This is a genomic window from Actinoplanes subtropicus (assembly GCF_000721705.1).
Lineage (GTDB): Bacteria > Actinomycetota > Actinomycetes > Mycobacteriales > Micromonosporaceae > Actinoplanes > Actinoplanes subtropicus.
Genome location: NZ_JOJL01000037.1, coordinates 1 through 26,032, shown reverse-complemented (window position 1 = coordinate 26,032; position 26,032 = coordinate 1). Strand labels below are relative to the sequence as shown.

Below are 26,032 nucleotides of genomic sequence, written 5' to 3'. Positions count from 1 at the left end.
GACGCTAGGCGGCGGTCAGCGAACGCTCGGCGACCGGCCAGCCGAGCAGCGTACGCAGCTCCTCCGGCCCGGCCAGCTCGTCGGCGCCCAGCTCGGCCCGGGCGATCCGGTAGCCGGCCGCCTGGTCGGGGTCGTAGCCGTACACCTCGGGCCACTGCCGGTGCAGCCGCGGCTCGCCGCCGAAGGTCATGTCGCCGTTCTCCAGCACCATCGGGTCGCCGTAGACCGCGCCCTGGCAGCCGGCCAGCAGGCCGTACCAGATCGCGCTGCACAGCCGATTGGACACCACCCGGCGGTGCCGGCGCAGCTCGGCCAGCTGGCGCACCAGGAACTCACGGTCGTGGTCGCGCCACCAGAAGCCCCGGTAGCCGTGGCAGATCACCCGGAAGCCGGCCTTCTCGTACAGCTTGCGGATCGCCCGCACCCGGTGCTCGTTCCAGTACAGGCAGACCGTGATCGGGCCGGACTCGTGCGCCTTGATCTCGTCGATCAGCCGCCGGTGGTCGCCCATCACCTCCTGCCCCTCCCAGCCGTGGAACGGGTAGAAGATCGTGCCCTCGCGCTCATGACCGGCCGGCTCGGGCTCCATCTCCAGCAGGTACGCGAACGGGGAACCAACCACCACGACGTCGCGCCGCCCCTGCGACCAGGCTCGGCGGCGCACCTGCTCGGACCAGACCAGCAGCGGGCTGCCCTCGACGAACGGCACGCCGGGGGCGAGACCGTCGCCGATGTTCCACCCGTGCTGCAGGTAGCCCTGGATCCGCGGCGGGTGCAGCGGCTCGGCCAGCGCGCAGTACCGGGCCAGCACATGGGCGTGCCCGTAGTAGTAGTTCGCGTGATGCATACCCTCACCGACCCCGAGATCCCGCCGGAAAACCGAGCGGATACGTTCGGTCCCGGCGTTGGATGGTACCGGGTCGACCTCGGTGCACACCGAAGGAACGGAACGCGAGCGATGAGGATCAATGAGCGCGGCGGCTACCGCCAGTCCGCGCTGGTGCTCGGCACGGCCCAGCTCGGCGGGGCGTACGGCATCGCCAACCGCACCGGCGTGCCCGGCCCGGCGGCGATCGCCCGGATCCTGGCCACCGCCCGCGAGCTTGGCGTCACGCATCTCGACACGGCCCGCGCGTACGGCGAGAGCGAGCAGCGGATCGGCGCGGTCGAGCACGGCCTCTCGGTGATCACCAAGGTCGCGCCCGGCGTCCCGGTGCGGGCCAGCGTCGACGCCAGCCGCGCGGCCCTGCGCCCGGCCGGCCCGCTGACGATCCTGCTGCACCGTGCGGCCGACGCCGCCGACGGCTGGGCCGAGCTGCAGGGCTGCCTGGCGAGCGGGGTGGCGGAGCGGATCGGCGTCTCGGTGCAGTCGCCGGAGGAGCTGCGCCGGGCGCTCGACCTGCCCGGCCTCGGCTATGTCCAGCTGCCGTGCAACATCCTCGACCGGCGGTGGAATGTCGACCTGAGCGGGCGGCCCGATCTGGTGGTGACGGTGCGCAGCGCGTACCTCCAAGGTCTGCTCGTCGCCGGCACCGCGGTGACCTGGCCGAACCTGCCCGACGCCGAGCGCGACACGGTGGTCGCCGCCCTGGACAAGCTCGCCGCCGACCTCGGTCGCGACGGCCGCGCCGACCTCTGCCTCGCCTACCTGCTGTCGCTGCCCTGGGTGACGTCGCTGGTGGTGGGCGCGGAGACGGAGGAGCAGCTGCGGGCGAACGCGGCGCTGGTCGACCGCGAGCCGCTGACCGAGGCCGAGCGCGAGCACGTGCTCGGTGTGCTGCCCGAGATGCCGGTGGAGCTGCTCGACCCGAGCCGGTGGTCGCGGTGATGACCCCCGACGAGCTCTTCGGCCTGCGCGGCAAGGTCGCGGTGGTCACCGGCGCGACCGGGCGGCTCGGTCAGGTGATGGCCGAGGCCCTGACCGGCGCCGGGGCCACGGTGTGGCTGGTCGGCCGCGACCAGTCCAAGCTGGACGCGCTCGCGGCGAAGCTGGATTGCCGCGCCGCCCGCTGTGACGTGACCGTCGACGACGACGTGGCGGCGCTCGGCGAGACCCTGCGGCGCGAGGGCGGCCGGCTCGACGTGCTGGTGCACAACGCGCACGTCGGCCGGGGCGGGTCGCTGCGCTCGGCCCGGCCGGCCGACTATCTGGCGGCGGCCGACCTGGCCCTGGCCGCCTTCCAACGGCTGCTCGACGCGACCCGTGACCTCCTGGTCGCCGCGGCCGCCGACAGCTCCCCTGCGGTGATCGCGGTGGCTTCCATGTACGGCGTGGTCAGCCCCAAACCGCACCTGTACGCCACCCCCGAGGGCGGCAACCCGCCGTACTACGGCGCGGTCAAGGCCGGCCTGATCCAGCTCGCCCGGTACGCCGCGGTCGAACTGGGCCCCGCCGGCGTACGGGTCAATTGCGTCACCCCCGGCGCCTTCCCGGGCGGTGGCGGCGATCCGGACCTGCTCGCGCGGCTCGGCCGGCAGACCCCGCTGGGCCGGGTGGGCGATCCCCTGGAGATCGCCACCTCGGTCCTCTACCTGGCCTCGCCCCGCAGCAGCTACGTCACCGGCGCCAACGTGGTGGTCGACGGCGGCTGGACCGCCTGGTAACTCACCATCCTGCCGGCGCCCGCGCCGCCCTCGACCTGCACCGCGACGCCGGCTAGGCGACCGCGGTCACGTGGCAGGTCACCGCCCCGCCGTCGGCGTCGAGGATCGTGCTCTGCTCGACGGGCTGCGTGTCGCCGGCGCCGACGTCATGCGCCAGCACGGTGTCCGAGTCGACAATCTTGCCGGCCTTGTCGTGGTACTCGACCCGGATGGTCGCCGTCTGCGTGTCGGACCCCTTGTTGTGCACCGAGAGCCCGACCGTGGCGACACTGCCGGTCGACTGACACTTGGTCACCTTGACGTCGAAGCCGCTGCCCGACGAGGGCCAGAAGAAATACGCCAGGACACCGACCACCGCGACGGCCACGACGACGAGCGCCCACTTGCCGCCCGACCCGGACCGCTGCACCGGCGGCGGCTGATACCGCGACTCCCCGTGCGCCGTGTGATGCGTCGGCTGCCAGCCCTCGCCCGTCCCCGTGGGCAGAGCCTGCTGCTGCGCGGGTGGCCCCCAGCCCGGCCCGGTCGGCAGCGGCCGGGGCTCGGGCGCCCAGCCCGGCTGCGCCCCGCCGTACGGCGCCTGACCACCGTAGGGCGGCTGTTGCTGCTGGGGGTAGGCCGGCGGTTGACCACCGGCCGGGGGCCATCGATCAGGCGACGACGGATAATCCTGCGGCGGATTCGCGTAAGACATCGAGCATCCTTGCACGATGGGTGTGGGGGCGCTCACAGCCTGGCCTCCAAAACGATCCCCGTCGAGAGTCCGACCAGAGACTCGGATGATCGTCAAGAGAAACTGGATGATCGTATGAAGTCCACCAGCCCGCAACCCACGAACGCCCCCAAATTCCCCGCACGCCGGCTACAACGGGGCCGCCGGCCAGCGACCGCACCCAACGCCCAACACAACCGACGATGCGAGCCAACAACGCAAGCGCAACCACAACCAACAACGCAAGCGCAACCACAACCAACAACGCAAGCGCAACCACAACCAACAACGCAAGCGCAACCACACTTCGCGAGCGCAACCACCCTCGCGGGGTTTCCGGGGGCTCGGCCCCCGGAGCAGATATGACGAGTGGCCCCGGTCCGCGCTTTCCGCGGACAGAGGCCACCCAAACACTCGTGGAGCTGAGGGGATTTGAACCCCTGACCCCCTCGATGCGAACGAGGTGCGCTACCAGTCTGCGCCACAGCCCCTCGGCAGACCCTGCCTGCCGAACGGAGAAAGGCTAACAGGTAACCGCCGCCAGCCGCGAACCGACCCCCGACTCACGCCGTGTGGTGTCGGCCCCCCGCCTCGTACGCCCGCCCCCGCAGCCCACCGACACGCCGATACGAGACCGACGCCGCCGCCGGCAGCTCCGACGGGTCCCGGTCCAGCCCCATCGCCGCCCGCCGTACCGACTCGCGCTGGGCCGCCAGCCGACGCTGCGCCTCCCGCCGGGCCGCCGCTCGCCGGGCCTGCTCGCGCCGTACCTCCGCCTGCCGCGCGGCCAGCCAGGCCGCCTCCCGGGCCTCGATCCGCCGGCGCCGGCGATCCGCCAGCGCCCGGTTCCGCAGGTGCACCAGGTACAGCGCCAGCAGCGACCCGGTGACCGCGAAGCCGATCCAGAACCCCGGCCCGACCGTCAGCACGCCGATCAGCTCGATGACGTTGAGCAGCAGCAGCGCCGCGAACACCCGGCGGCGCCGCACCACCGCCGGCGTGTGCCGCCGGCGCGGGATCCGACGGGCCGGCCGGGCCGTGACCAGGCGCAGCCGGCGCTGCGGCGGGGAATCGCGAAGAGCCGGGACCGTAACCGTGACCGCCCGTCCGGGGTTGATCGGTCGGCGTCCGGGCACGGTGCGGCGACGGCGGCGGCGCTGCAGCACCCGCGCCGTCGACGACGCCCGCTCCGCGGCGAGCCGCTCGGTGGCGTCGTACCGGCGCACGAGCGCGGGCGCGAGGGCGAGCAGTCCGGCCGCGGCGAGGACGGCGAGGAGCACCGAGGTCGGCACCCTCACCCCTCCCGTCAGCTACGGGCGGCCCGCTCGACCGGTTACTATGGCGGACCGCAAGACTCAATCTCCCCGAGGCTACGGGCGCGAGCTGCGGAAATACGCGCGCCGCGCCGGGCGCGTCACGCTGCGATGATCAAACTTTCACGCGCGTACGCGTCGCCAGCGGGCCAGCAGACCGCCCTCGGCGGCCACCTCCTCGCTGGTCAGGGCGTATCCAAGGTGGTCTCGCCAGGCGCCGTCGATGTGCATGTAGCGCTGGTGGTAGGCCTCCTCGCGGAAGCCGAGCTTCTCCACCACGCGGCGGGACGGGCGGTTCTCCGGACGGATGTTGACCTCGATCCGGTGCAGCCCACCGGGGCCGAAGGCGTGGTCGACGGCGAGCGCCAGCGCCGTCGGGATCACCCCGCGGCCGGCCACCCGGGCGTCCACCCAGTAGCCCGCGTACGCCGAACTGAACGCCCGCCGCACGATGTTGCCGAGGTTGATGTGCCCGACCAGCCGCTCATGGCCGTCCTCGCGCAGGCATACCGCGAACGGCATGCTCTCGCCGCGCCGGGCCGAGCGCTTCATGTCCTGGTAGACGTAGCCGTAGGCGCGGGTCGAGTTCATCTCCGACCACGGGCCGGGCGGCGACGACTCCCACGGCGCGAGCCACTTCTGGTTGGCGATGCGCACCTCGGACCAGGCCCGGGCGTCGCCCCGCTTGTAGGGGCGCAGCAGCACGAGGCCGTCGGCCAGGACGGCAGGCCATCCGGGCGTGGACCCCAGCATCATCGCCTCCGGTCGAGCAGCAACACATCCACGGTCGAGCCGGCGGCCGCCGTGGTGACCCGCTCGCCGAGCACCAGCAGTCCGTTGGCCTCGGCCAGGCCGGAGAGAGTGTACGGCCCACCGGCGAGCGGCTGCACCGTGTAGCCGCCGCCGCGCCGCTCGGCCACGTGCGCCGGGCGGAACTCGCGCAGCCCGCCGGGCGACGAGACCGTCTCCAGCAGGTGCGCCTTGACGCTGGGGCGGAACACCGGCTCGGCCCCGGCCAGCAGCTGGATGACCGGGCGGGCCAGCACCTCGAAGCCGATCAGCGCGGAGCCGGGCTCGCCGGGCAGGCAGACGACCGGCACCTCCTCGCCGCCGACGGTGCCGAAGCCCAGGGTCGCGCCCGGGGAGAGTGTCACGCCGGTGAACTCGACCGCGCCCCGGCCGGGGTCGCGGCGGGACAGCACCCGGCGCAGCATGTCGCCGGGCCCGGTGCCGGTGCCGCCGGTGGTGATGATCAGGTCGGCCCGCAGCGTCTGGTCCTCCAGCAGGCCGCGCAGGCCTTCCGGGTCGTCGTCGCAGATCCCGATCCGGTACGCCAGCGCGCCCGCCTCGACCGCGGCCGCGGTGAGCGCGTGCGAGTTCGCGTCGACCACCTGCCCGGGCTGGCTGGGCCGGCCCACGTCGACCAGCTCGTCGCCGGTGGCCACCACCACGACCCGGGGGCTGGGCCGCACGATCACGTGCCCGATGCCGGATGCGGCGAAGGTGGCCACCATGGCCGGGGTCACGTAGGAGCCGGCCGAGGCGAGGAGCTGACCGGCGGCCAGCTCCTCGCCCGTACGGCGAACTCCGGACCCTCGTTTCGGCGCGTGCAGGATCTCCACGGCCGCCATGCCCTGGTCGGTCCAGTGCACCGGGACGACCACGTCGGCGCCGATCGGCAGCGGCGCGCCGGCCGCCACCGAGAAGCAGGTGCCCGGGGTGAGCCGCACCGGCCGCCAGCTGGCCGCGCCGAGGTCGCCGACGACGTTGAGCCGGACCGGCCGCGGGCCGCCCTCGAACTTGCCGAAGGACGGGTGCGAGCCGACCCGGCCGGCCGACGCGAGATCCTCCCACCGGGCCGCGTAGCCGTCGATCGCGGCCTGGTCGAAGGCGGGGTACGGGTGTGGCGCGAGCACGTCCCCGGCCAGCACGTTGCCGTGCGCCTGGGTGAGGTCGAGGTCGAGCGGAGGCAGCGCGCGGAGCCTGCGCAGCACGCTGCCCAGGTACTCGGCGAGAGGCATCAGCTCGTTGGCGGCCGCCTCGGCATCGGCCGTGGCCGTCATCCCTTCGCACCGCCGGCGACGAACTCGGCGAGCCACTCACGGAACTCCTCGCCGAGGTCGGCGCGCTGGCTCGCCAACATCACCACGGCTTGAAGGTAGCCCAGCGGCATGCCGGTGTCGTAACGGAAGCCGCGGTAGACGATGCCGTGCACCGGCACGCCGTCCGCCAGCAGCTGGGCCATCGCGTCGGTCAGCTGGATCTCGCCGCCGCTGCCCGGCTTGGTGTTGTCGATCGCCTCGAAGATCGACGCGGGCAGGATGTACCGGCCGAGCACGGCCAGGTTGCTCGGCGCCTCCTCCGGCGACGGCTTCTCGACCAGACCGGTGACCTCGACGATGTCCTCGCCGAGGTCGGAGGGCGCCACCGAGGCGATGCCGTACCGGGCAGTCTCCGAGGGCTTGACCTCCATGAAGGCCAGCACGATGCCGCCGGTACGGGCCTGCAGGTCGAGCATGTCCGGCAGCAGCGGCTTGTCCTCCTCGACGAACTCGTCGCCGAGCAGCACCGCGAACGGGTTGTCGCCGATGTGCGAGGCGGCGACGCCGACCGCGTGGCCGAGGCCGAGCGGCTCACCCTGCCGGCAGGTGTAGATGTCGGCCAGCTCGCTGGTGCGGCGCACCGCGGCGAGCCGCTCGAGGTCGCCCTTCTCCTCGAGCCGCTGCTCGACGTCGGGCCGGCGGTCGAAGTGATCCACCATGGAGGTCTTGCCGCGACCGGTCACCAGCAGCACGTCGGTGATCCCGGCGGCGGCCGCCTCCTCGACGATGTATTGCAGGACCGGCCGGTCGACGACCGGCAGCAGCTCCTTGGGCACTGCCTTGGTGGCCGGCAGGAACCGGGTGGCCAGGCCGGCCGCGGGAATGACGGCCTTGACCGCCCGGCGGCCGGTTGCATGCGCGTTCTGGGACATCGAGGTTCACCGCACCTTCGCTCAGATCGTGCCCGGATATTCCGCGAGACTATCGGCCGCGCGCCTGCCGCGGCGGTGGCGGCCCACCGCTGGGACCGGCGGCCGGATCAAAATTCACTTTGGGTAGGCGCTTCGTTCCATCGGCGAGACGGTAGGTGTCCCGCCCGGCGTTCTTGGCCGCGTACAGCGCGTCGTCGGCGGCCCGCAGCACCTCCTGGACCGTCGTGCCGTGCTCGGGGTAGACCGCCACCCCGATCGACACGGTCACCGGGATGCTGCCGCGTTCCTCGATCGAGACCGGGCGATCGCGCACCGCCGCCCCGAGCCGCTCGGCGACGATGATCCCGCCGTACGCGTCGGTCTCCGGCAGCAGCACCACGAACTCCTCCCCGCCCTGGCGGAACGCCACATCCACCTCGCGCAGCCCGATCCGGATACGCCGGGCGAACTCGCCCAGCACCGCATCCCCGGCCGCGTGCCCGTACGTGTCGTTGACCTCCTTGAAGTGGTCCAGATCGAGCACCAGCACGGCCAGCATCCGGCCGAAGCGGCTCGCCCGCTCCACCTCCCGGCGCAACGATTCCCGGAGATAACGGTAATTCCACAGGCCGGTGAGCGGGTCGGTGAGCGAAAGTCGCTGCGCCTCCTCGTGCACCCGCACGTTGTGCACGGCCACCCCGGCCTGGCCGGCGAAGGTGCGCAGGGTGTGCAGGTCGGCCTCGTCGAAGTCGTCCCCGCCGACCCGGTCGTAGAGGGCGAGCACCCCGAGCGTGGCCGGCCCGCTCTCGCCCGGCAGCAGCGGATCGTCGGGCCCGGAGGGTGCCTGGATCGGCACCGCCAGGTAGGTGCGGCAGGGCGGCTCGGCCTCGGCGATCGTGCCGTGCCCGCGCCGGGGCTCGCCGCCCGCCGCCACCTCGCCGAGCACGCCCGAGCCGACCGGCAGCCGCATCGTGCCGAGCTCGGCCTCGGGCAGGTCCCAGGCGCCGGTCAGGCCGATCGCGGTGTGCGCCACCAGGTGGCCGCCGGCCGGGTCGAGCAGCAGCACCAGCCCGGCCCGGGCGCCGGTCGCGGCCAGCGCGGTCCGCAGGATCACCTGCAGGATCCGGTCGACGTCGTGGGTGCTGGAGAGTGTCTCGCCGAGGATCGCGAGATGCCCGCGGAGCTGGTCGCGGCTGGCGGTGAGGGCCCGCACGTACGCCTTGAGCTCTCGGGTCATCCGATTGAAGGTCGCGGCCAGCCGGCCCAGCTCGTCCGGGCGCACGATCGGCACCCGGGTGTCCAGGTCGCCGCCGGCCACCTGATCGGCGGCCCAGGCCAGATCGCCCAGCGGCCGGGTGGTCGAGTGCGCCAGCCAGCGCGCCACGACGATGGCGGCAGCCCCGGCGGCCAGCACGACGGCGAGCAGAACGGCGTACAGGAAAGTGGGTTGATGATGCGGAACGGTGAGCGTGAGTCGCAGCGGCTCGCCCGGCCCCGCGCTCAGCTCGCGTGCACCCGGCACGGCTTGCTCGCCGAGGGTGACGCGCGCGCCGCTGGCCGCCCCGAGGCGCTCGAGGAAGGCGGCGTCGACCGTCTGCGCCGCGGTGATCGCGTGCGTGTCGATCATGGCGGTGGCGGCGATCGCGCCCACCGGACCGCCGGTGGGCGACGCGCAGTCCTGCCAGCTCTCCGTGTCGACGGCGGGTTTCGATCGGTTGCCGGCCGCGATCGGCAGCTCCGGGACGATCCGGATGTCGGTGGCCAGCCCGCGGGCGACGAGTTGGTCGGCGACCGCGGATCGTTCGCCGGCCGGCACCACCGCGACGGCGTCCGCGGTGGCCTGCAGCTGGCGGCAGATGGCAGATATTCCAGTCCGCACGGTGGTCGCGGCATGATCGAGCCGATCGGCCGTCCGGTTGCTGCTCACCGTGGCGACGGTCAGGGCGACGAAGATGGACCCGAGCAGGACCGGACCGAGAACGACTACCAGGAACGCGGTGGTCAGGCGGCCACGTAGCGTCACGCATCCTCCCGGAAGTGGCCCTCTTTGGAGCGATGCTGACATAGTGTGCGCCGTTTGCCGCTTTTTGAAAGGGGGTGTTGCATGTCCGATTTAACCGGTGACGAAGAAGGATCACGAGCAGCCAAGATCGCGCTGCGCAGTCACCTGATTACCGCACGCCGGGCGCTCACTCCCAGTGACCGGTCCACGCTTGCCGTCCAGCTTCAAGATCAAATTCTTGCGTTCGTACGTCGTGAGCACCCGTCCGTTATCGCCGCCTATGTTCCGGTCGGCCCCGAGCCCGGCGGCCCCGACCTGCCCACGGTCCTGGCCGCCCACGCCCGAGTCCTGCTCCCGGTCCTGCTCCCGTCCCTGGATCTCGACTGGGCCCTGTTCACCGGCTCACTGGCGCCCGCCCCGCGTGGCCTGCAAGAGCCGACCGGCCCGCGGCTCGGTGTCGACGCGCTGGCCACCGCCGACCTGGTGCTGGTGCCCGCGCTGGCCGCCTCTTCCGCCGGCATCCGGATGGGCCGAGGCGGCGGCTCCTACGATCGGGCGCTCGCCCGCTTGCCGGCCGGGCCGCCGCCGCTGGTGCTCGCGCTGCTGCACGAGGGTGAGTTGCTCGAGACGGTGCCGGCCGAGCCGCACGACCGCCCGGTGCACGGGGTGATCACGCCTCGTGGTGGCGTGACTCTTACCGCTTGACTCTCAGCCGCTCGACTCTCAGCCGCTCGACTCTCAGCCGCTCGACTCTCAGCCGCTCGACTCTCAGCCGCTCGACTCTCAACCGCTCGACTCTCAACCGCTCGACTCTCAACCGCTCGACTCTCAACCGCGCAGCCGAGTGGACGAAATGACCTCCGATGACGCAACATTGGCACTCGGAGTTGGCGAGTGCCAGCAGCCGACCAGATCCGGAGGAGCCGTGCCCACCTACCAGTACGCCTGCACCGAGTGCGGTCACCAGCTCGAGGCGGTCCAGTCGTTCTCCGACGCGGCGCTCACCGAGTGCCCGAACTGCCACGGCAAGCTGCGCAAGGTCTTCAACTCGGTCGGCATCGTCTTCAAGGGCTCCGGCTTCTACCGCAACGACTCCCGTTCGGGCGGTGTGAACGCGGAAAAGCCGAACGGCGCGGACACCAAGAAGTCCGAATCGACCTCGTCCTCTTCGTCGTCGGACTCCTCGTCGTCGACCTCTTCGACCTCGTCGTCCGCTTCGTCGTCGACCTCTTCGTCGTCTTCGTCGTCTTCGTCGTCGACGCCGGCTGCCGCCGCTTCCTGATCCTTCGGCTCCTCGCGCGCGTCAGGCCCACGGCCTGACGCGCGTCTTCGTGGCCCTAGCGCGTTCTTCGTGGCCCTAAGGCGTCTTTGTGGCCCTAGCGCGTCCTTTGTGGCCCTAGCGCGTCTTTGTGGCCCTAGCACAGTCGTCGCCGTCCCGGCGGGTTATCCACAGCTCGCGGTCATCCACAGGGCGCGAGCGAACGATCTCCGAACCGGCCTAACGTCACCGCCGGCGCCACGACCACGGCGTCACGGCAGACGGAGGGACCGGATCATGGGCAGGCCCGACGACCCCTACTTCGGGTCGCCCCCACCCGCGGCTCGCGAGACCGCACGCCGCCCCCGCGGCGATCGGCGCCTCGATCCCGTGCGCCGTCGCCGGCCGTCCCGCGGCACGCTGCTGCGCCTGTCAGCGGCCGGGGCACTGCTGGCTACCGCCGCCGTGACGTCGTGGTCTCCCACAAAGTCGTGGTCCCCCACCAACAAGTGCGGCGCCAGGGCGCCCTCCGGCACAGCGTCAGCTTCCTTCGCTGTCGTGGCGCCCTTTTCGTCCGCGGCCGCCATGTCGGCAGCTTCCTCGCCGGCGACCACCGGCGTAGTGCCGCCGGGCAGTGTCGGCGTGCCTGTCCGGTTGGCCGATCCGACCGCTCTGAGCCTGGTCCACCCAGGGAACCGAGTCGACCTGCTACGCCTCGACGAGACCGGTGCCTCCACCGCCGTCGCGGCATCCGCCCTGGTCCTACGCGTCACCGGCGCCGGCGACCCAACAGCCGGCGGTCTACTGCTGGCCGTGTCCCCCACCGAAGCCCAGCGCGCCGTGGCCCAGCCCGCTCACGGCTTCGCCATCCTGATCCGGCCCGGCCTCGCTCCGCCGCGCCACCGTCGGGCCTCGCTCCGCCGCGCCACCGTCGGGCCTCGCTCCGCCGCGCCACCGTCGGGCCTCGCTCCGCGCGCCTCGGCCGGGCTCCTCCGGCCGCGTGTAGCGGGTTTCGCCCGCCCAGCCGTGTGCCGGGCGGGTGAGCCGATCACCAGTGCGGCGGGCGGTCCTCCCAGAGCCGCTCGTCGTTGGTGTCGCCGCGCTCGCCCCAACCCCGCTCGGTGTCGTCACGGGTCTGGTCGGGCAGCACCACCGCCTCCTCGGACTCGAAGTCGACCTCGCGTTCGGCGTCGTTGTCGCGCTCAGGCTCATCCAGGATGTCCACGGCTTCGAGGGTAGGCCGCGCCGCTGCGGCCGTCTTCCCCCTTCGGCTGTACCGTCGGTGAACGTGAGTTCCCCCACCGGCGTCCCGGACGACGCGTACTGGCAGCGCCCCGATCCGGCATTCACCCCGCCCGCCCCGCCGCCGGTCACGCCGCCCGCCCGAGCCCCCGGCTATCAGGGCCCGCCACGCACCGACCCGCCCCCGCCCGACTGGCGGCCGCCGACGATCTCCCAGCCCCCGCCGCCGCGCGCGCTGCCCCCACAGGATATGGATGCGCTCGACGACGCCGAGGGCTCGGCCCGCACCGTCACGTACGGCGTCGGCCTGGTCGCCGGCGCGATCGCGCTGATCCTGATCTGCCTGCTCTGCGCCCGCGCGATCTTCTGAGCCCGCCCAGCCCGCAGCACCTAGCCGTGCCGCAATAACCAAGCCCTGCCCGCAACACCGTGCCCCGCCCGCAACACCGCGCCCCGCCCGCAACACCGCGCCCCGCCCGCAACACCACGCCCCGCCCGCAACACCACGCCCCGCCCGCAACACCACGCCCCGCCCGCAACACCGCGCCGGGCCAGCGTCGTGTCGAGCGGCACCGCCCGTTGAGCAGCGCGCTTGCCAAGCAATGCGCCCGTTCGACAGCGCGCCCAATCAGCCCGGCGCCGCCCAGACGACGCCGTCCCTTGTCTGAGTTACCGGGCCGGCCGACCCGCCGCGGCCGGCCCGGCGTTGATTCTCAGTTCGAGCCCCACACGGCCTTCGCGCCCGAGTCGCCCGTGCGGTAGACGTAGTAGCCCGCGATCACGGCCAGCACGACCATGGCCGCCGACAGGACCCACTGTCCGATCTTGGGCAGGGAGCTCTTGCCGCGGCTGGTCAGGACGACCGTCACGATGGTGACCACGCCCAGCCCGAACGTCCAGAGGAAAGTGCTGCTGGCGAAGTTGGAGTGCTCGTCGAGCAGCTTCCGGCCGGCCGCCGGCATGTTCGGTGCGAGCCGGTCGTACAGCTTCTCGCCGGACTCCTTGGCCACGAAGGTGCAGATCGGCGCGATGATCCCGAGGAGCAGGACGGCCCAGCCGATCCTCGGCCGCCAGGGGCCGACGAGCGCGTACACGATGGCGCCCAAGGCCAGGAGCGGGACGAAGACGACCGCCGTGTGCACGACAAGCGCGTGCACGGGCAGGCCGTTGATCTGGTCGAACAAGACGCCTCCTCGATCATGTGGGGACCGTCAGCTTAGAAGTGTCTGACGGCGCAAACATCCGCTGTACCCGCCTACGCCCGGCGGTCCGATCCGGTTCACCGATCGGCCGATCTTGTGATGTCCCACCAGAATGGGGCGTACGGCAAGATCATGGGTTGGGGTTTCGCTCTTGGCCGTGCTCTCATGGACGGATGTCCACCGGCGAAGATCTGCTGCGCGCGCACGGCCTCCGGGTCACCCGGCCGCGCCTCGCCGTGCTCGAGGTGCTCACCGAGGGGGGCCACCTCGAGGTCGAAGACATCGCCCAGAAGGCTCGCACCCGCCTCGACTCGGTGTCCACGCAGGCCGTCTATGACGTGCTGGGCGCGCTCAGCCGGGCCGGGCTGGCCCGCCGGATCGAGCCGGCCGGCAGCCCCGCCCGCTACGAGTCCCGGGTCGGTGACAACCATCACCACATCGTCTGCCGGGGCTGCGGCGCGATCGCCGATGTCGACTGCGCGGTCGGCGAGCGCCCCTGCCTGAGCCCGAATGATGCTCAGGGCTTCGTGCTGGACGAGGCCGAGGTCACCTTCTGGGGTCTCTGCCCCGATTGCCAGGCGCGCCGGCTGGCCGAGGCGGCACTCTAGACCCGAGCGGGTCGCCGTTTCTGAACAAGTTCAAGTTTCCCCGTTTCCGTGGCAACCTTGACCGCATGAGTGGGGACTTGGGGCTGTTCGGGCCGGACTCCGTCACCTGGCGGCTGCACAGCGAGCCGATTCTGATGCTCGGCGGGCTGCGCTCGCTCTATCTGCAGGCCCTGCACCCCAAGGCGGTCGCCGGTGTCACGCAGAATTCGGGGTACCGCAACGACCCGTGGGGCCGCCTGACCCGTACGTCGGCGTATGTCGGCACCGTGATCTACGGCACCACCGAGGAGGCGGAACGGGCCGCGAGCCGGGTGCGCCGCCGGCACTCGCGGATGACCGCCGTCGACCCGCGCACCGGCGAGCGGTTCCGCATCGACGAGCCGGAGCTGCTGCGCTGGGTGCACGTGGCCGAGGTCGAGTCGTTCCTCACCACGGCGACCCGCGCCGGCGTACGGCTGAGCCCGGCGGAGGTCGACCGCTACTACTCCGAGCAGCTGAAGGCGGCCGAGCTGATGGGCGTCGACCCGGCGACCGTGCCGGCGACGGCGGCCGAGGTGAGCGCCTACTACGAGGAGATGCAGTCCCGGCTGAGCCTGACCCGGGACGGCATCGAGACGGCGATGTTCCTGACCGTGCCCCCGGTGCCGCAGAGCTGGGGCAGCCGCGCCTTCCGGCTCGGGCTCACGCTGGGCCCGACCCGCTGGGCCTACTTCGGCATCGCCGCCACCGCCGTCGCGATGCTCCCGCCCTGGGCGCGCCGCATGTACGGCGGCCTCGGCTGGCCCACCACCGACCTGACCGCCGACCTGTCCGCCCGAGGCCTGCGCCTGCTCCTCTCCTCGGTGCTCGCCACGATCCCCCGAAGCCTGCGCGTCGCCCCGATGCGCGAAGCAGCCCTGGCCCGAGCCGCCGCCGCGCGAGCCTGAGCGCGCCGCCGCCGCGCGAGCCTAGCCCGAGCACGCGCCGCCGCCCGAGCCCGAGCACGCGCCGCCGCCCGAGCCCGAGCACGCGCCGCCGCCCGAGCCCGAGCACGCGCCGCCGCCCGAGCCCGAGCACGCGCCGCCGCCGCCCGAGCCCGAGCGGGCCGCCCAAGCCTGAGCGGGCCGCCCCAGCCTGAGCGGGCCGCCCCAACCCAAGCCGCGGCGGGCGACCGGGCTTCAAGCCGGCTCAGCGGCTGCCGGCTGACGGCCCGGCGAGGTCAGCTGCCCAAATGCTCCACCGCCGCCCATGACTCCTTGGCCGGGAGCTCCTGGCCGGCCGGGCACGCCTTCCGGAAGTCGCACCACCCGCACAGCGAGCCCGGATTGGTCGGGAACTCCGCATCCGCGTCGGCGCCGCCGGCCACCGCCTTTTCCGCGACCATGATGTCCCGCGCCGTCTCCTCCGCCCGGCGCACCTGCCGGGCCAGCGACTCGTCGGTGTGCTCGTGCGCCGCCACCGTCCCGGTCGGCAGATGGTGCAGCTCGACCCGGTGACACGGCCGGCGGAACACCCGCTGGGCGGCCCACGCATACAGCGCGAGCGCCTGCGACCCCCGCGCGTCGTCGGCGTCGAGCCCGGTGCGCCCGGTCTTGTAGTCGACGATCACCGCCTCGCCGCCGCGGTCGTCGATGCGGTCGGCGCGCCCGTTGAAGGCGAGCACCGACGTCTTCGTCGCCACCACCCGCTCGACGCCGAGCGGCTCCTCAGCCGGGTCGAGCGAGGCCGCATAGGACTCCAGCCAGCCCTGCGCCGTCTGATAGGCGGCCCGCTCCTGGTCGACGTCGCGATAGCCCTCGCGCACCCAGGTCGGCCGCAGCAGGCCGGCCAGCGCCACCGGCGTGCGTCGGCCGGCCGGCAGCGCATACCAATTCTTCAGCGCGGTATGGACGCTCGCGCCCAGCGAATTGTGCGCCCATGGCGGCCCCTTGGGCGGGGTCGGACGGTCGACGTAGGAATACCGATACCGCCTTGGACAGTCGATGAACGTGCCCAGCTTGCTCGGGGTGCAGACGAACAGCCGCTCGGGCATGCCGTCGAAGCCGAGCTGCTCGGGGACCGCGCGGGCGGATCTGGTGAAGGCCACGCGGTAATCCTGCCAGCACCCTCCGACAAAAAACTCAGGCGGCGGTGTACCCCCGTACGAACTCGTTGATCGCGTCGGCGATCAGCTGGACCGCGATCGCGGCCAGCAGCAGGCCGGCGATGCGGGTCAGCACCTCGATGCCGGCCGGGCGGAGCAGTTTGACGATCACGTCGGAGAACCGCAGAACCACCCAGACGGTGAGCATCACGAGCAGGATGCCGACCCCGATCACGAGATAATCGGTGGGCCCATGCGCCCGCCGGACGAACAGCATGGTGGTGACGATCGCGCCCGGCCCGGCCAGCAGCGGCGTGCCGATCGGCACGAGCGCCACGTTGCTGGTGCCGCCCTGCTCGGCCGGCTCGTCGGTCTTGCCGGTGAGCAGCTGCAACGCGACCAGCACGAGCAGCAGGCCGCCGGCCGCCCGCAGCGCGGGCAGCTGGACGTGCAGGTAGTCGAGCAGGGTCTGCCCCGCGACCGCGAAGCCGACGATGACCCCGAGGGCGAGCAGCACCGCCTGGGTGCCCGCCTTCATCCGGGCCCGGGCCGGCATCGTGCCGGTGAGCGCCAGGAACACCGGCACCATGCCGGGCGGGTCGACAATGACCAGCAAGGTCACGTAGACCTCGCCGAGCAGCTTGAGATTCACCCGATCAAGGTAGGTGCAGACGGCGTCACCCCAGCACCGGCACTCCGGTCGCCGCCGAGACGATCTTCTCGTACGCCTCGGGAGCGGTGGTGAACGCTCCTAGCTGGACCTTCTTGTGGGTGCCGTGGAAGTCCGACGAGCCGGTGACGACCAGCCCGAGCCCCTCGGCAAGCGCCCGCACGTGCGCCCGTTCCTCGGGCGTGTGGTCCTCGTGGTCGGCCTCGAGTCCGAAGAGGCCGGCGTCGGCGAGATCGGCGATCAGCCGGTCGGGCACGACCCGTCCGCGTACCGTCGCTCGGGGGTGCGCGAAGACCGGCACCCCGCCCGCCGCTCGTACCGATCGAACGGCTTCGAAAACATCAAGATCAGCTTTCGGTACGAAGTATCGCGAGCCCAGCCAGCGCGACGCGAAGGCCTCATCGGTGGTACGCACCAGGCCCGCCCGGATCAGCGCCTGCGCGATGTGCGGCCGCCCGACCGAACCCCCGGCCGCATAGCCCCACACCTCGTCCCAGCTGATCGGCACCCCATCGGCCCGCAGCTTGTTCACGATCTTCTCGGCGCGCTGCTCGCGGTCGCGGCGCAGGGCGCTCAGGTCGGCGGCCAGCCGCGGCTCGGCCGGGTCGAAGAGGTACGCCAGCAGGTGCAGCGCGATCGGCCACTGTTCGCCGCCGAACCAGCGGCAGGACAGCTCGGCCCCGCGCACCAGGCGCAGGCCCTCCGGCCGCGCCGCCGCGGCCTCGGCCCACCCGCCGGTGGTGTCGTGGTCGGTGATCGCCATGACGTCGAGACCTATCTGCCCGCCCGCGGTGACCAGTTGCGCGGGGGTGAGGGTGCCGTCGCTGGCGGTCGAATGGCAGTGCAGGTCGATTCTGGTCACCCGAAAACGCTACCTACCGGGTACAACGCTCGACCGCACGGATGCGAGATCCCTTCATCACAGGCCGGCCCGGCGTCACAGGCCGGCCCGGCGTCACAGGCCGGCCCGGCGTCACAGGCCGGCTCGGCGTCACAGGCCGGCCCGGCGTCACAGGCCGGCCCGGCGTCACAGGCCGGCCCGGCGTCACAGGCCGGCCCGGCGTCACAGGCCGGCCCAGCATCACAGGCGGACCGCCCGGTCAGGCGTCGTCGCCGTCGCCGTCCTTGCCCAGCCGGGCCTCGACCGCCTGCGGCTCGTACATCTCCTCGACCACCCGCAGGTACAGCTCGTTCGGGTTGGGCAGGTGCTTGACCTCGCGGAGCGCCTGGTCCTGCCCGGCCGACTCGAGCACGAACGTGCCGTAGCTGAGCATGCGGCCCAGCGCGGACTGCTCGTACTTCATGTCGGTCACCCGCAGGAGTGGCATCATCGCCACCCGCCGGGTGACGATGCCGTTGACCACCATCACCCGCTTGTTGGTCAGGATGAACCGGTCGAAATACCAGTCGAAGACCCGCCACGCGACCCAGCCGACCACACCGAGCCAGATCAGCACCGCGACCGTGACCAGGCCGTCGATGTGCTGCCGGGTGAGGAAGCCGGCCAGGTAGCCGAGCAGCAGGGTGGCGCCGGCGCCGATCAGCAGCGGGGTGGAGAGGTGGATCCAGTGCCGTTTCCACTCGCCGCGGTAGCGCTCGGTCGGGAAGAGATAGCGCGCGACCAGGGTGGTCGGCTCGTCCTCGAGCGGCAGCACCCGGCGCGGGCCGCCGCCACCGCCCTCGGGGCCTAGACCGGCGAGCTCCTCGGGGGTGAAATTCGGCGCCTCATACTCACCGGCGTCGGTCGCGTAGCCCACGTCACCGTCGTAGCCGGCGTCGGGGCTGAAGCCGGCGTCGGGCGAGAACCCGGGACCCTCCGAATAGGGCCGCCGCCGGCGCGGGGCGTCGGGATCCTCGTACGCCGAATCTTCGTAGCCGAAGCTCGGGTCGTCATCCCGAGGGCGCCCGGCACCCTCGCCTCGAGGCTCGTGCGGCTCAGTAGGACCACCCATGTACAGATGCTAAGCGACGAGGTTCGTGAAGAACTGGCCGAATCCCCGAGCAATATCGGCGATCGTCCCTCCGAGGGAGGCGAAGACATCCGCCGCCGAGTTCGGGTTGAAGGCGATGAAAAAGATCAAAAACGCGACACCAAGCCAGGTGAGAACCTTCTTGATCATGGCGGGGCCTTCTCCTGTGGGTGCGGGTGACGGTCAGCGCCGCGGCAGTACTGACGGTATCAGCTTCGTCGCTCGGTGTGAACAATGTGACCGAAAAGCCTATACCGTATCCGCAGGTCAGGCCTCAATTTTCAGGCACGGCCGTGCAGGTACGGCGACGGCGCTCCGTACACAAGCTCGGGCGGCACCCCCTCGGAGAGGTCGTGCAGGACGACATGCTCCGCGAGGAAGTAGCCCGCGCTTGCCGGCCACGCTACCGCATAGAGCCACATTCCTTTTGCCTCACTCACGTAAGCGCTTCGATCCTCCGGGGACTTGACGCACCACAGTGGAGTGGGGTGACCGGCCGCTTTGATCTTGGCATGCGGGCCGGCATGTCCGTGGGGTTCGGCGAGCGCCTCGCTGATCAAATAGCCGGGGTCGATGCCGGGAATTCCGGCAAAACGGGTGCCCAGGCCGACGCCCGGAAGTTCGGCGATCAGGACCACATCGGCCGGTCCGCCGCCGAGGGGCTCCGGGCCGCTGCAGGAGAGCGCGCTCGCGCGGACACCCATCCGGTCGTCACCCGCCCAGCCGACACCGGTCACCATCCAGCCGGCCGGCAGCGGCCACGGGCACCAGAACGGCACCTTCTCCGACCGCGGGGTGCGCTGGCGCAGCATGCTCTCGACGATCTCGGCGCTGATGTGCTCGGCCACATGGAAGGGCGGAACGTCGCCGCAGTTGTCACAGCGCCAGTCGCTGTGCATCAGATCCGGCTTCCGGACGTGCGCACCGCACCTGGGGCAACTCACCGTGACACCCACACACATAACCGTGCGGGTCGGGGGAGCCCTCGTCAAGCGGATCCGCAGAACCCGGGGAATCACTCCGGCGGGGGTCCGGCGTGCGCGCGAACCCAGGCGTGCATCGCGATGCCGCTGGCCACGCCCGCGTTGATCGACCGGGTCGACCCATACTGGGCGATCGAGAACAATTGGCTGCACGCGGCGCGGGCGGTGGCCGAGAGCCCCGGGCCCTCCTGACCGAAGAGCAGCACGCACCGGCGGGGCAGGGTGACGGTCTCCATCGGGCGCGAGCCGGGCAGGTTGTCGATCCCGATCACCGGGAGATCGAGACCGGCCGCCCAGGCCACGAACTCGTCGATGGTCGGGTGGTGCCGGACGTGCTGGTAGCGATCGGTGACCATGGCGCCGCGCCGGTTCCACTTGCGCAGCCCGACGATGTGCACCTCGGCGGCGAGGAACGCGTTGGCGTTGCGCACCACGGTCCCGATGTTGAGGTCGTGCTGCCAGTTCTCGATCGCGACGTGGAAGTCGTGCCGGCGGGTGTCCAGATCGGCGACGACGGCCTCGCGGCGCCAATACCGGTAACGGTCCACGACATTGCGGCGGTCACCCTGCGCGAGCAATTCCGGGTCGTACCGCGGATCGGATGGCCACGCTCCCACCCAGGGCCCGACGCCCACCTGCAGCGACTCGTCCTCACCGGCAATCATGTGCGGATACGCTACCCAGACGGGTGGAGACGCAATGAGCGGCGGGGCCCTCCCCGGCACCCGCCGCCCACGCTCTGATGTCCGCCAGTCTGCCTTACCGTCCGTATCTATGTGAAGGTCTTTCAGATGTGAGGCAAGTCACATTTAGGTTTATTAACTATTTTCACTGGTACGGCCGGTGACGCAGGCCAGCGCCGGTGCGCCGGAAACGGGGAGTGATTCTCGCTGCAAAACCGGGGTCACAACGTGCTCCGGAAATGAGAGCGCTCTCCCTACTTATCGTTACGATGGGTGGCCTGAGGCCCACACCGCGTTCCGAAATCGTGCCGCAGGACACGTGTTCGCCGCCCGGGAACGGGAATGGCGAAGGGGGACGAGAGGTTTCAAGGCACGCAAGCCAATTTTCCCGCGGACTGGAGACATCATGGCGACGGTTGCGTTGACCGCTGAGAACTTCGACGAGGTCACCAACAGGGACGGCATCGTCCTGGTCGACTTCTGGGCAAGCTGGTGCGGCCCGTGTGTGCGCTTCGCGCCGACCTACGAGCGCTCCTCGGAGAAGCACACCGAGATCACCTTCGGCAAGGTCGACACCGAGGCCGAGCAGGCGATCGCGGCCAAGTTCGACATCCGCTCGATCCCGACCATCATGGCGATCCGGGACGGCGTCATCGTCTTCTCGCAGCCCGGCGCGCTCCCCGAGTCGGCGCTGGAGAACCTGATCGAGCAGGTCGAGAAGCTCGACATGGACGACGTCCGCAAGCAGCTCGCGGCGCACAGCCACTGACCCGGGCATAGCCCCAGGCCCGCGGACCGGCCCGGTCCGCGGGCCGTTTCGCCATCTCGGGCGACACGCCGCAACCGAGTGGACAACGAGATCGAACATGTGTTCGAATCATCGCCATGCGATGGTCCAACCTGTCGGCTCCCCACGACGGCGACTCGCTCCTGGACAGGGCAGCGCCGGCGGCTCCACCCCTGCCGCTGGCGCTGCCCGGCGCCACGGTCCGCACCTTCGAGACTCCCGGCTTCGCCGGCATGACGTTCTACGAGATCCGGGCGAAAAGCCTGATCAACCGGGTGCCGGGCCAGTCCCGGGTCCCCTTCGAGTGGACCGTCAATCCCTATCGCGGCTGTTCGCACGCCTGCTCGTATTGCCTGGCCGGCGACACCCCGATCCTGATGGCTGACGGCACCACCCGCCCCCTCGCCGAGCTGCGCCCGGGCGACGCCATCATGGGCACGATGGGCGCCGGCGCCTGCCGGCGGTATGTGCCGACCACCGTCCTCGACCACTGGACGACGCGGAAACCCGCCTTCCGCGTCACCCTGGCCGACGGCACCCGGCTGGTCGCCAGCGGCGATCACCGCTTCCTGACCGACCGCGGCTGGCGGCATGTCAGCCCGGCCGAGCCACACCAGCCCGCGCTAGCGGTCGGCGACCTGATGTTCGGCGTCGGCCACTTCGCCGAGCCGCCCAAGGAGACGCCGGAATATCAGGCCGGCTTCCTCTGCGGCCTGATCCGCGGCGACGCGGCTATGGGTGGCCACAGCGGCCGTGAGGGCGACGCATGGGTCCGCGCCGACGGCTATCTGGAAGACCTCCCGCTGCACGAGGCCCTGCGCTGGCCCGAGCAGCCCACCCCGGGGTGGTATCGCGGCTTCCTGGCCGGCGCGTTCGGCTCGACCGGCCGGGCCGACCGGCTCGCCGTCACCTTCACCTGCGCCGACCAGATGTTCCTCCGCCGGGTCACCGACGCGCTCACCCGGCTCGGCCTGCCGAGCCGGGCGCCGGTCACCACCCGGCCGGGCGCCGCCGGCACCGTCGAGATCGACCGTGACCTGTGGGCCGCCCTGCGCTTCCGGCACCTCACCGGCGTCGACGGCGCCCGGCTCGATGCCTCCGGCGTGGGCGTGCGCAGCAGCCGCGAGCTCGCGGTGGCCGACATCGAGGATCTCGGGCTCACCCTCCCGCTCTACGACATCACCACCGGCACCAGCGACTTCATCGCCGACGGGGTGGTCAGCCACAACTGCTTCGCCCGGCACACCCATACGTATCTCGATCTCGACGCCGGCCACGACTTCGACACCAAGATCGTCGTCAAGGTCAACGCGGGCGAGCTGATCCGCCGGGAGCTGGCCGCGCCGCGCTGGTCCGGCGCCCCGATCGCGATGGGCACGAATGTGGATGTCTACCAGCGCGCCGAGGGCCGGTATCGCTTGATGCCGGAAATCCTGGCCGCGCTGCGCGACCACGCCAACCCGTTCTCGATCCTGACCAAGGGCACGCTGATCCTGCGCGACCTCGACCTGCTCAAGCAGGCCGCCGAGGTGACCCGGGTCGGGCTGGCGGTCTCGGTCGGCTTCGTCGACGAGTCGATCTGGCGCTCGGTCGAGTCGGGTACCCCCAGCCCGCGCCGGCGGCTCGAGGTGGTGCGCCGGCTGACCGACGCCGGCTTCGCGGTGAGCGTGCTGATGGCGCCGGTCCTGCCCGGCCTCACCGACACCGACGAGTCGATCGACGAGACGGTGGCCGCCATCGCCGCGGCGGGCGCCGCCGGGGTCAGCCCGATCCCGCTGCACCTGCGGCGCGGCGCCCGGGAGTGGTATGCGGCCTGGCTCACCCGCACCCACCCGGCGCTGGCCCCGCGCTACCGCGAGCTCTACGGCGACGGCTCCTACCTGCCCGAGACCTACCAGGCCGAGATCGGCGCCCGGGTGCGGATGGCGGCGCGCCGGCACGGTCTGCACCGCCCCGACCCGGTCCAGGCCCGCGATGTCGGCCCGGCACGCGGGAGCGACCAGCCCGAGCCCAAGCAACTGACGCTGCTGTGAGAGGAGCCGGTAACTACGGTCGATAACTACAGTCGATGACATGAGAAGTGCACAGCAGATCCTGTCGGAGGCCAACGTCATCGCCGTGGTCGGGGCTTCGCGTGACCCGTTCAAGCCCGCGCATACCGTCCCGCAGCAGATGCTGCGGCACGGCTGGCGGATCATCCCGGTCAACCCGTTCGTCGACGAGGTCTTCGGCGTCAAGACGGTGCCGACGCTGGCCGACATCGGGGAGCCGGTCGACCTGGTCGACATCTTCCGGCCGGCCCGTGACGCGGTCGAGGTGGTGCGGCAGGCGATCGCGATCAAGGCGCCAGCAGTGTGGCTGCAGAGCGGCATCGTGTCGGCCGAGGCGCGGCGGCTCGCCGAGGAGGCCGGCATCGACTACGTCGAGGACCGCTGCCTCGCCGTCGAGCGAGCGGTCGGCGGCCTGACAAAACTGCCCTGACCGGGAGTCCGATAGGCGTCGCTTCCCGGGATGTGCGCGCCGGACGTGTCCGCGCCTCGCCGGCTGCCGGTACGGTGCCGGGGAACGAGGAGGACCTGATGACTTATCCGCCCCCCGGCGGCACGCCGGACCCATATCAGCCGCAGCAGCCGTACGGTCAGCCCTACGACCCGAACGCGCCGTCCAGCGGGCAGCCCTACGGTCAGCCCCCGGCGAGCGGCCAGCCGTATGGGCAGCCGACCACCGGGCAGCCCTACGACCAGCCGGCGGCCTACCAGCAGCAGCCGCAGGGCTATGGCTACAGCGCCCCCGGCTACGGCACCCCCGGCTACGGGGCTGCGGGCTACGGCGCCCTCGGCTACGCGCCGGTGGCCGCCACCAACACCCTCGCGATCCTGGCGCTGGTGTTCGCGTTCGTCTTCGCGCCGGCCGCGATCGTGATGGGCCACATCGCCAAGAAGCAGATCCGGCAGAGCGGCGAGCAGGGCGAGGGCCTGGCCACCGCCGGCCTGGTGCTGGGCTACATCCTCACCGGCCTCGGCCTGGTGGCCTGCGCCATCTACCTGATCGTGGTGATCGCCGTCGTCGGTGGCGCCGCGACGCACACAGGCACGTAGTGATCAGGGGCCGGCCGGACCAGCCGCCGGCCGGCCGGCCCTGAGACTCAGCGGAACTCGGCCTCCCGCACGCTGTTGCCACCGTCCACGACCAACATCTGGCCGGTGATGTAGGACGCCGCCGGCGAGCAGAGGAACGCGATCGCCGCCGCCACCTCGTCCGGCGTGCCCGGCCGTCCGATCGGCGTACCCAGGCCCTGCTTGATCTCGGTGACCGTGGACGCGGCCGTGTAGATCGTCCCGGGCGCCACGCAGTTGACGTTCACGCCGTCGGCGACCAGCTCCATCGCCAGCGCCCTGGTCAGCCCCACCACACCGGCCTTGGCCGCCGCGTAGGCCGCCTCGGTGGGCAGCGCGTTCACCGGGCCGGCGGTGGCCGCGAGATTCACGATCCGGCCCCAGCCGCGCTCGGCCATCGCACCCTGGAACGCCCGGCTGCACAGGAACGCCGTACTCAAATTGCGGTCGATCTCGGCTTTCCACTCGTCGTAGGTGAGCTGGGCGACCGGCCGCAGCACCTCGGGACTCGCCCGGCTCGCCAGGCCGGCGTTGTTGACCAGCACCTCGACGTCGCCGAGCTGGTCGGTGATCGCGTCGGCGAGGGCGCCCACCTCGGCCTCGTCGGTCAGGTCCGCGACGAAGCCGGTGACACCCAGCTCGGCGGCCCGATCGTGGATGCGCCGCGTGGTGGAGACGATCGCGACCCGGGCGCCGAGGTCGCGGAGCCGGCGGGCGGTCGCATAGCCGATGCCGTCGGGGCTGCCCGCCCCGGTGACCAGCGCGACCTTGCCGTCGAGACGAAGCGTCACGGGCGCCTCCCCGGGTTCGGACGCCTCGACCGGCTCCTCGTCGGACGAAGCGGAAGCGGCATCGGCCGCACCGGTACGAGGGCGGCGACCGGCGGCGGGTCGGGTGGCGTCGCGCCGGGAACGGCTTCCGCTTGCTGAGCGGGCGTCGAAGACCATGGCGCGATCCTTCCCCCTTCCGTCGGCCGGGGCAAACATCGCACCCATGTGGCGCACCGCCGGACTCGTCAGGCTCCCCGGGGCGGCGGCGCGATCCGGCTGGTCGGAACGGGCAGCGGCCGTACCGGATCGGACGGCACGAAGATCAGCGGCGCCCGGTCGCCGTAGCGGGCCAGCAGTTCGCGCCGCGCCACCTCGACCTCGCGCACGCCGATCTCGACCCCCGTGCCGTCGTGCCGGGCGCCGATGCTCACGATCCGCACCCCGCGATGCGTCCAAAACGGCAGATCGGCCAGCACCCGGTCGTGCCAGGCCGCGAGGTCCTCGGTGGAGTGAGCGGCGTCCCGGACCACCACGCACGCGTCCTCGGCCGCGTTCCGCACGAAGTCGTCGAACGCCGCCGACGGCACCCGGTAGACGATCGCCCGTACCCGCGCCTGATCGATCTCGATCCCGGCAAAGCTCGCGGCAAACTCACTCTTCCCGGTGGCCTCGATCCGGTCGATCACCGCATCCAGCCCGGCCGGCGTCCGCGGCACCGCACACCCGGCCGTGCTCCACTCCCCGGTCAGCCCCGGCTCGTCGACCTTGTCCCCCACCTGGCCACACCCACCGATCATGAGCAGCACTCCCAGCGCGACCCCGACCCGCATCGCGTCCCCCTCTCTACCACGCTCCCCTCCGCTCAACGACCAAAACCATGCGGACGTACGAGGCGAGCAACGCCCCAACCGCACAAACCGCAGTCCCCGCCGCAGCGGACCGGCTACCTGCAACACCGGGCCGTTCCCGGCCTCCGGCCCGGTGGGCAGGCAGGCGGACGCGTAGAAAGACCTCGAAGGATTAGGGGCTTGAGATCAAGGAACGTCCTCCCTGGTGGGATGAGCGGGCTTGGTGTCCCAGTACCCATCGAGGAGGAC

29 protein-coding genes, 1 tRNA gene and 1 pseudogene are annotated in these 26,032 nt (G+C 71.7%); 12 read left to right on the top strand and 19 right to left on the bottom strand.

From position 1 onward, the window contains the following. Positions 1 to 4 precede the first annotated feature (4 nt). Positions 5 to 847, bottom strand: coding sequence for a hypothetical protein (locus tag IH26_RS0140835; protein WP_030441654.1), 843 nt, complete (start codon positions 845 to 847; stop codon positions 5 to 7). A 111-nt stretch (positions 848 to 958) separates the two neighbouring features. Here IH26_RS0140835 and IH26_RS0140830 point away from each other — a divergent pair, with 111 nt between their 5' ends. Further along, entirely contained in the window at positions 959 to 1,828 is an 870-nt protein-coding gene (locus IH26_RS0140830) for an aldo/keto reductase (RefSeq protein WP_030441653.1), read from the top strand. Continuing rightward, positions 1,828 to 2,604 (top strand): SDR family NAD(P)-dependent oxidoreductase, encoded by a 777-nt coding sequence (locus IH26_RS0140825; protein ID WP_157437626.1) that lies wholly within the window; start codon positions 1,828 to 1,830, stop codon positions 2,602 to 2,604. Before IH26_RS0140830 ends, IH26_RS0140825 begins: the two co-directional genes overlap by 1 nt. 52 nt (positions 2,605 to 2,656) lie before the next feature. Here the strand turns inward: IH26_RS0140825 and IH26_RS60445 are convergent, their stop codons facing one another. The 7 genes from IH26_RS60445 to IH26_RS0140790 all read right to left on the bottom strand — a co-directional run bounded on the left by IH26_RS60445 (position 2,657) and on the right by IH26_RS0140790 (position 9,605). Continuing rightward, the gene (locus IH26_RS60445) at positions 2,657 to 3,298 is read right to left on the bottom strand and encodes a hypothetical protein (RefSeq protein ID WP_157437625.1); all 642 of its coding nucleotides are present in this window, start codon (positions 3,296 to 3,298) and stop codon (positions 2,657 to 2,659) included. A gap of 435 nt (positions 3,299 to 3,733) precedes the next feature. Then, a tRNA-Ala gene (locus IH26_RS0140815) sits at positions 3,734 to 3,807 on the bottom strand. Positions 3,808 to 3,879: 72 nt separating this feature from the next. After that, a complete protein-coding gene (gene sepX / locus IH26_RS0140810; protein WP_030441650.1) occupies positions 3,880 to 4,608 on the bottom strand; it encodes a divisome protein SepX/GlpR in 729 nt (242 codons plus the stop codon). Positions 4,609 to 4,752: 144 nt separating this feature from the next. Next, positions 4,753 to 5,385, bottom strand: a complete 633-nt coding sequence (locus IH26_RS0140805; RefSeq protein WP_030441649.1) for a GNAT family N-acetyltransferase — start codon at positions 5,383 to 5,385, stop codon at positions 4,753 to 4,755. Then, complete coding sequence (locus IH26_RS0140800) at positions 5,382 to 6,692, bottom strand: molybdopterin molybdotransferase MoeA (protein WP_030441648.1); 1,311 nt, start codon at positions 6,690 to 6,692, stop codon at positions 5,382 to 5,384. Before IH26_RS0140800 ends, IH26_RS0140805 begins: the two co-directional genes overlap by 4 nt. Beyond that, positions 6,689 to 7,603 carry a UTP--glucose-1-phosphate uridylyltransferase gene (locus IH26_RS0140795; RefSeq protein WP_030441647.1) on the bottom strand — a complete coding sequence of 305 codons (915 nt, stop codon included), beginning with the start codon at positions 7,601 to 7,603 and terminating at the stop codon, positions 6,689 to 6,691. Before IH26_RS0140795 ends, IH26_RS0140800 begins: the two co-directional genes overlap by 4 nt. Before the next feature lie 49 nt (positions 7,604 to 7,652). Further along, the gene (locus IH26_RS0140790; RefSeq protein ID WP_030441646.1) at positions 7,653 to 9,605 is read right to left on the bottom strand and encodes a diguanylate cyclase; all 1,953 of its coding nucleotides are present in this window, start codon (positions 9,603 to 9,605) and stop codon (positions 7,653 to 7,655) included. Between the two features lie 81 nt (positions 9,606 to 9,686). On the opposite strand from IH26_RS0140790, the gene IH26_RS0140785 reads away from it, so the two are divergent. The 3 genes and pseudogenes from IH26_RS0140785 to IH26_RS0140780 all read left to right on the top strand — a co-directional run bounded on the left by IH26_RS0140785 (position 9,687) and on the right by IH26_RS0140780 (position 10,866). Continuing rightward, positions 9,687 to 10,289, top strand: a complete 603-nt coding sequence (locus tag IH26_RS0140785; RefSeq protein WP_030441645.1) for a 5-formyltetrahydrofolate cyclo-ligase — start codon at positions 9,687 to 9,689, stop codon at positions 10,287 to 10,289. Between the two features lie 21 nt (positions 10,290 to 10,310). Continuing rightward, positions 10,311 to 10,451, top strand: a pseudogene (locus IH26_RS64790) (hypothetical protein); the annotation flags it as partial. Between the two features lie 58 nt (positions 10,452 to 10,509). Further along, the gene (locus tag IH26_RS0140780) at positions 10,510 to 10,866 is read left to right on the top strand and encodes an FmdB family zinc ribbon protein (protein WP_030441644.1); all 357 of its coding nucleotides are present in this window, start codon (positions 10,510 to 10,512) and stop codon (positions 10,864 to 10,866) included. Between the two features lie 1,024 nt (positions 10,867 to 11,890). Here the strand turns inward: IH26_RS0140780 and IH26_RS61660 are convergent. Beyond that, positions 11,891 to 12,067, bottom strand: a complete 177-nt coding sequence (locus IH26_RS61660) for a hypothetical protein (protein ID WP_169789894.1) — start codon at positions 12,065 to 12,067, stop codon at positions 11,891 to 11,893. A 63-nt stretch (positions 12,068 to 12,130) separates the two neighbouring features. On the opposite strand from IH26_RS61660, the gene IH26_RS0140770 reads away from it, so the two are divergent. Beyond that, positions 12,131 to 12,454 (top strand): hypothetical protein, encoded by a 324-nt coding sequence (locus IH26_RS0140770; protein ID WP_030441643.1) that lies wholly within the window; start codon positions 12,131 to 12,133, stop codon positions 12,452 to 12,454. A 343-nt stretch (positions 12,455 to 12,797) separates the two neighbouring features. Here IH26_RS0140770 and IH26_RS0140765 read toward each other — a convergent pair whose 3' ends face one another. Then, complete coding sequence (locus tag IH26_RS0140765) at positions 12,798 to 13,268, bottom strand: DUF2231 domain-containing protein (protein WP_030441642.1); 471 nt, start codon at positions 13,266 to 13,268, stop codon at positions 12,798 to 12,800. 191 nt (positions 13,269 to 13,459) lie between these two features. Between IH26_RS0140765 and IH26_RS0140760 the strand changes: the two genes are divergently transcribed. Further along, positions 13,460 to 13,894: a Fur family transcriptional regulator gene (locus IH26_RS0140760; protein WP_030441641.1), complete on the top strand. Its 435-nt coding sequence runs from the start codon at positions 13,460 to 13,462 to the stop codon at positions 13,892 to 13,894. 65 nt (positions 13,895 to 13,959) lie between these two features. Next, positions 13,960 to 14,820 carry an oxygenase MpaB family protein gene (locus IH26_RS0140755; RefSeq protein WP_030441640.1) on the top strand — a complete coding sequence of 287 codons (861 nt, stop codon included), beginning with the start codon at positions 13,960 to 13,962 and terminating at the stop codon, positions 14,818 to 14,820. Between the two features lie 272 nt (positions 14,821 to 15,092). Here IH26_RS0140755 and IH26_RS0140750 read toward each other — a convergent pair whose 3' ends face one another. The 7 genes from IH26_RS0140750 to IH26_RS0140720 form a co-directional block, all read right to left on the bottom strand. Further along, the gene (locus IH26_RS0140750; RefSeq protein ID WP_245665911.1) at positions 15,093 to 15,905 is read right to left on the bottom strand and encodes a RecB family exonuclease; all 813 of its coding nucleotides are present in this window, start codon (positions 15,903 to 15,905) and stop codon (positions 15,093 to 15,095) included. Positions 15,906 to 15,993: 88 nt separating this feature from the next. Continuing rightward, positions 15,994 to 16,608: a MarC family protein gene (locus IH26_RS0140745; protein ID WP_030441638.1), complete on the bottom strand. Its 615-nt coding sequence runs from the start codon at positions 16,606 to 16,608 to the stop codon at positions 15,994 to 15,996. Positions 16,609 to 16,633: 25 nt separating this feature from the next. Further along, positions 16,634 to 17,488, bottom strand: coding sequence for a PHP domain-containing protein (locus tag IH26_RS0140740; protein ID WP_030441637.1), 855 nt, complete (start codon positions 17,486 to 17,488; stop codon positions 16,634 to 16,636). A 238-nt stretch (positions 17,489 to 17,726) separates the two neighbouring features. Beyond that, entirely contained in the window at positions 17,727 to 18,578 is an 852-nt protein-coding gene (locus tag IH26_RS0140735) for a PH domain-containing protein (protein ID WP_030441636.1), read from the bottom strand. Positions 18,579 to 18,587: 9 nt separating this feature from the next. Continuing rightward, positions 18,588 to 18,746 carry a hypothetical protein gene (locus tag IH26_RS61650; protein WP_169789893.1) on the bottom strand — a complete coding sequence of 53 codons (159 nt, stop codon included), beginning with the start codon at positions 18,744 to 18,746 and terminating at the stop codon, positions 18,588 to 18,590. 131 nt (positions 18,747 to 18,877) lie between these two features. Further along, a complete protein-coding gene (locus tag IH26_RS0140725) occupies positions 18,878 to 19,558 on the bottom strand; it encodes a DUF6758 family protein (protein WP_342668346.1) in 681 nt (226 codons plus the stop codon). A gap of 53 nt (positions 19,559 to 19,611) precedes the next feature. Continuing rightward, the gene (locus IH26_RS0140720; protein ID WP_030441634.1) at positions 19,612 to 20,244 is read right to left on the bottom strand and encodes a TrmH family RNA methyltransferase; all 633 of its coding nucleotides are present in this window, start codon (positions 20,242 to 20,244) and stop codon (positions 19,612 to 19,614) included. A 424-nt stretch (positions 20,245 to 20,668) separates the two neighbouring features. On the opposite strand from IH26_RS0140720, the gene trxA reads away from it, so the two are divergent. The 4 genes from trxA (at position 20,669) to IH26_RS0140700 (ending at position 24,147) form a co-directional block, all read left to right on the top strand. Then, a complete protein-coding gene (gene trxA / locus IH26_RS0140715) occupies positions 20,669 to 21,031 on the top strand; it encodes a thioredoxin (protein WP_030441633.1) in 363 nt (120 codons plus the stop codon). Between the two features lie 116 nt (positions 21,032 to 21,147). Next, the gene (locus IH26_RS0140710) at positions 21,148 to 23,082 is read left to right on the top strand and encodes an intein-containing Rv2578c family radical SAM protein (protein WP_030441632.1); all 1,935 of its coding nucleotides are present in this window, start codon (positions 21,148 to 21,150) and stop codon (positions 23,080 to 23,082) included. Between the two features lie 40 nt (positions 23,083 to 23,122). Beyond that, positions 23,123 to 23,530 carry a CoA-binding protein gene (locus tag IH26_RS0140705; protein ID WP_030441631.1) on the top strand — a complete coding sequence of 136 codons (408 nt, stop codon included), beginning with the start codon at positions 23,123 to 23,125 and terminating at the stop codon, positions 23,528 to 23,530. Positions 23,531 to 23,628: 98 nt separating this feature from the next. Continuing rightward, positions 23,629 to 24,147, top strand: coding sequence for a DUF4190 domain-containing protein (locus IH26_RS0140700; protein ID WP_030441630.1), 519 nt, complete (start codon positions 23,629 to 23,631; stop codon positions 24,145 to 24,147). Between the two features lie 47 nt (positions 24,148 to 24,194). Here IH26_RS0140700 and IH26_RS0140695 read toward each other — a convergent pair whose 3' ends face one another. Beyond that, positions 24,195 to 25,112 carry an SDR family NAD(P)-dependent oxidoreductase gene (locus tag IH26_RS0140695; RefSeq protein WP_030441629.1) on the bottom strand — a complete coding sequence of 306 codons (918 nt, stop codon included), beginning with the start codon at positions 25,110 to 25,112 and terminating at the stop codon, positions 24,195 to 24,197. 68 nt (positions 25,113 to 25,180) lie between these two features. Continuing rightward, complete coding sequence (locus IH26_RS0140690) at positions 25,181 to 25,765, bottom strand: hypothetical protein (protein ID WP_030441628.1); 585 nt, start codon at positions 25,763 to 25,765, stop codon at positions 25,181 to 25,183. Positions 25,766 to 26,032: the final 267 nt, after the last annotated feature.

What these genes read in the sequence shown, in the direction of transcription:
- IH26_RS0140835 (WP_030441654.1), bottom strand. Translation starts at nt 847, where the DNA reads ATGCATCACGCGAACTACTACTACGGGCACGCCCATGTGCTGGCCCGG.
- IH26_RS0140830 (WP_030441653.1), top strand. Translation starts at nt 959, where the DNA reads ATGAGGATCAATGAGCGCGGCGGCTACCGCCAGTCCGCGCTGGTGCTC.
- IH26_RS0140825 (WP_157437626.1), top strand. Translation starts at nt 1,828, where the DNA reads ATGACCCCCGACGAGCTCTTCGGCCTGCGCGGCAAGGTCGCGGTGGTC.
- IH26_RS60445 (WP_157437625.1), bottom strand. Translation starts at nt 3,298, where the DNA reads ATGTCTTACGCGAATCCGCCGCAGGATTATCCGTCGTCGCCTGATCGA.
- IH26_RS0140805 (WP_030441649.1), bottom strand. Translation starts at nt 5,385, where the DNA reads ATGATGCTGGGGTCCACGCCCGGATGGCCTGCCGTCCTGGCCGACGGC.
- IH26_RS0140800 (WP_030441648.1), bottom strand. Translation starts at nt 6,692, where the DNA reads ATGACGGCCACGGCCGATGCCGAGGCGGCCGCCAACGAGCTGATGCCT.
- IH26_RS0140795 (WP_030441647.1), bottom strand. Translation starts at nt 7,603, where the DNA reads ATGTCCCAGAACGCGCATGCAACCGGCCGCCGGGCGGTCAAGGCCGTC.
- IH26_RS0140785 (WP_030441645.1), top strand. Translation starts at nt 9,687, where the DNA reads ATGTCCGATTTAACCGGTGACGAAGAAGGATCACGAGCAGCCAAGATC.
- IH26_RS0140760 (WP_030441641.1), top strand. Translation starts at nt 13,460, where the DNA reads ATGTCCACCGGCGAAGATCTGCTGCGCGCGCACGGCCTCCGGGTCACC.
- IH26_RS0140755 (WP_030441640.1), top strand. Translation starts at nt 13,960, where the DNA reads ATGAGTGGGGACTTGGGGCTGTTCGGGCCGGACTCCGTCACCTGGCGG.
- IH26_RS0140750 (WP_245665911.1), bottom strand. Translation starts at nt 15,905, where the DNA reads ATGCCCGAGCGGCTGTTCGTCTGCACCCCGAGCAAGCTGGGCACGTTC.
- IH26_RS0140735 (WP_030441636.1), bottom strand. Translation starts at nt 18,578, where the DNA reads ATGGGTGGTCCTACTGAGCCGCACGAGCCTCGAGGCGAGGGTGCCGGG.
- IH26_RS61650 (WP_169789893.1), bottom strand. Translation starts at nt 18,746, where the DNA reads ATGATCAAGAAGGTTCTCACCTGGCTTGGTGTCGCGTTTTTGATCTTT.
- IH26_RS0140725 (WP_342668346.1), bottom strand. Translation starts at nt 19,558, where the DNA reads ATGTGTGTGGGTGTCACGGTGAGTTGCCCCAGGTGCGGTGCGCACGTC.
- IH26_RS0140720 (WP_030441634.1), bottom strand. Translation starts at nt 20,244, where the DNA reads ATGATTGCCGGTGAGGACGAGTCGCTGCAGGTGGGCGTCGGGCCCTGG.
- trxA (WP_030441633.1), top strand. Translation starts at nt 20,669, where the DNA reads ATGGCGACGGTTGCGTTGACCGCTGAGAACTTCGACGAGGTCACCAAC.
- IH26_RS0140710 (WP_030441632.1), top strand. Translation starts at nt 21,148, where the DNA reads ATGCGATGGTCCAACCTGTCGGCTCCCCACGACGGCGACTCGCTCCTG.
- IH26_RS0140705 (WP_030441631.1), top strand. Translation starts at nt 23,123, where the DNA reads ATGAGAAGTGCACAGCAGATCCTGTCGGAGGCCAACGTCATCGCCGTG.
- IH26_RS0140700 (WP_030441630.1), top strand. Translation starts at nt 23,629, where the DNA reads ATGACTTATCCGCCCCCCGGCGGCACGCCGGACCCATATCAGCCGCAG.
- IH26_RS0140695 (WP_030441629.1), bottom strand. Translation starts at nt 25,112, where the DNA reads ATGGTCTTCGACGCCCGCTCAGCAAGCGGAAGCCGTTCCCGGCGCGAC.
- IH26_RS0140690 (WP_030441628.1), bottom strand. Translation starts at nt 25,765, where the DNA reads ATGCGGGTCGGGGTCGCGCTGGGAGTGCTGCTCATGATCGGTGGGTGT.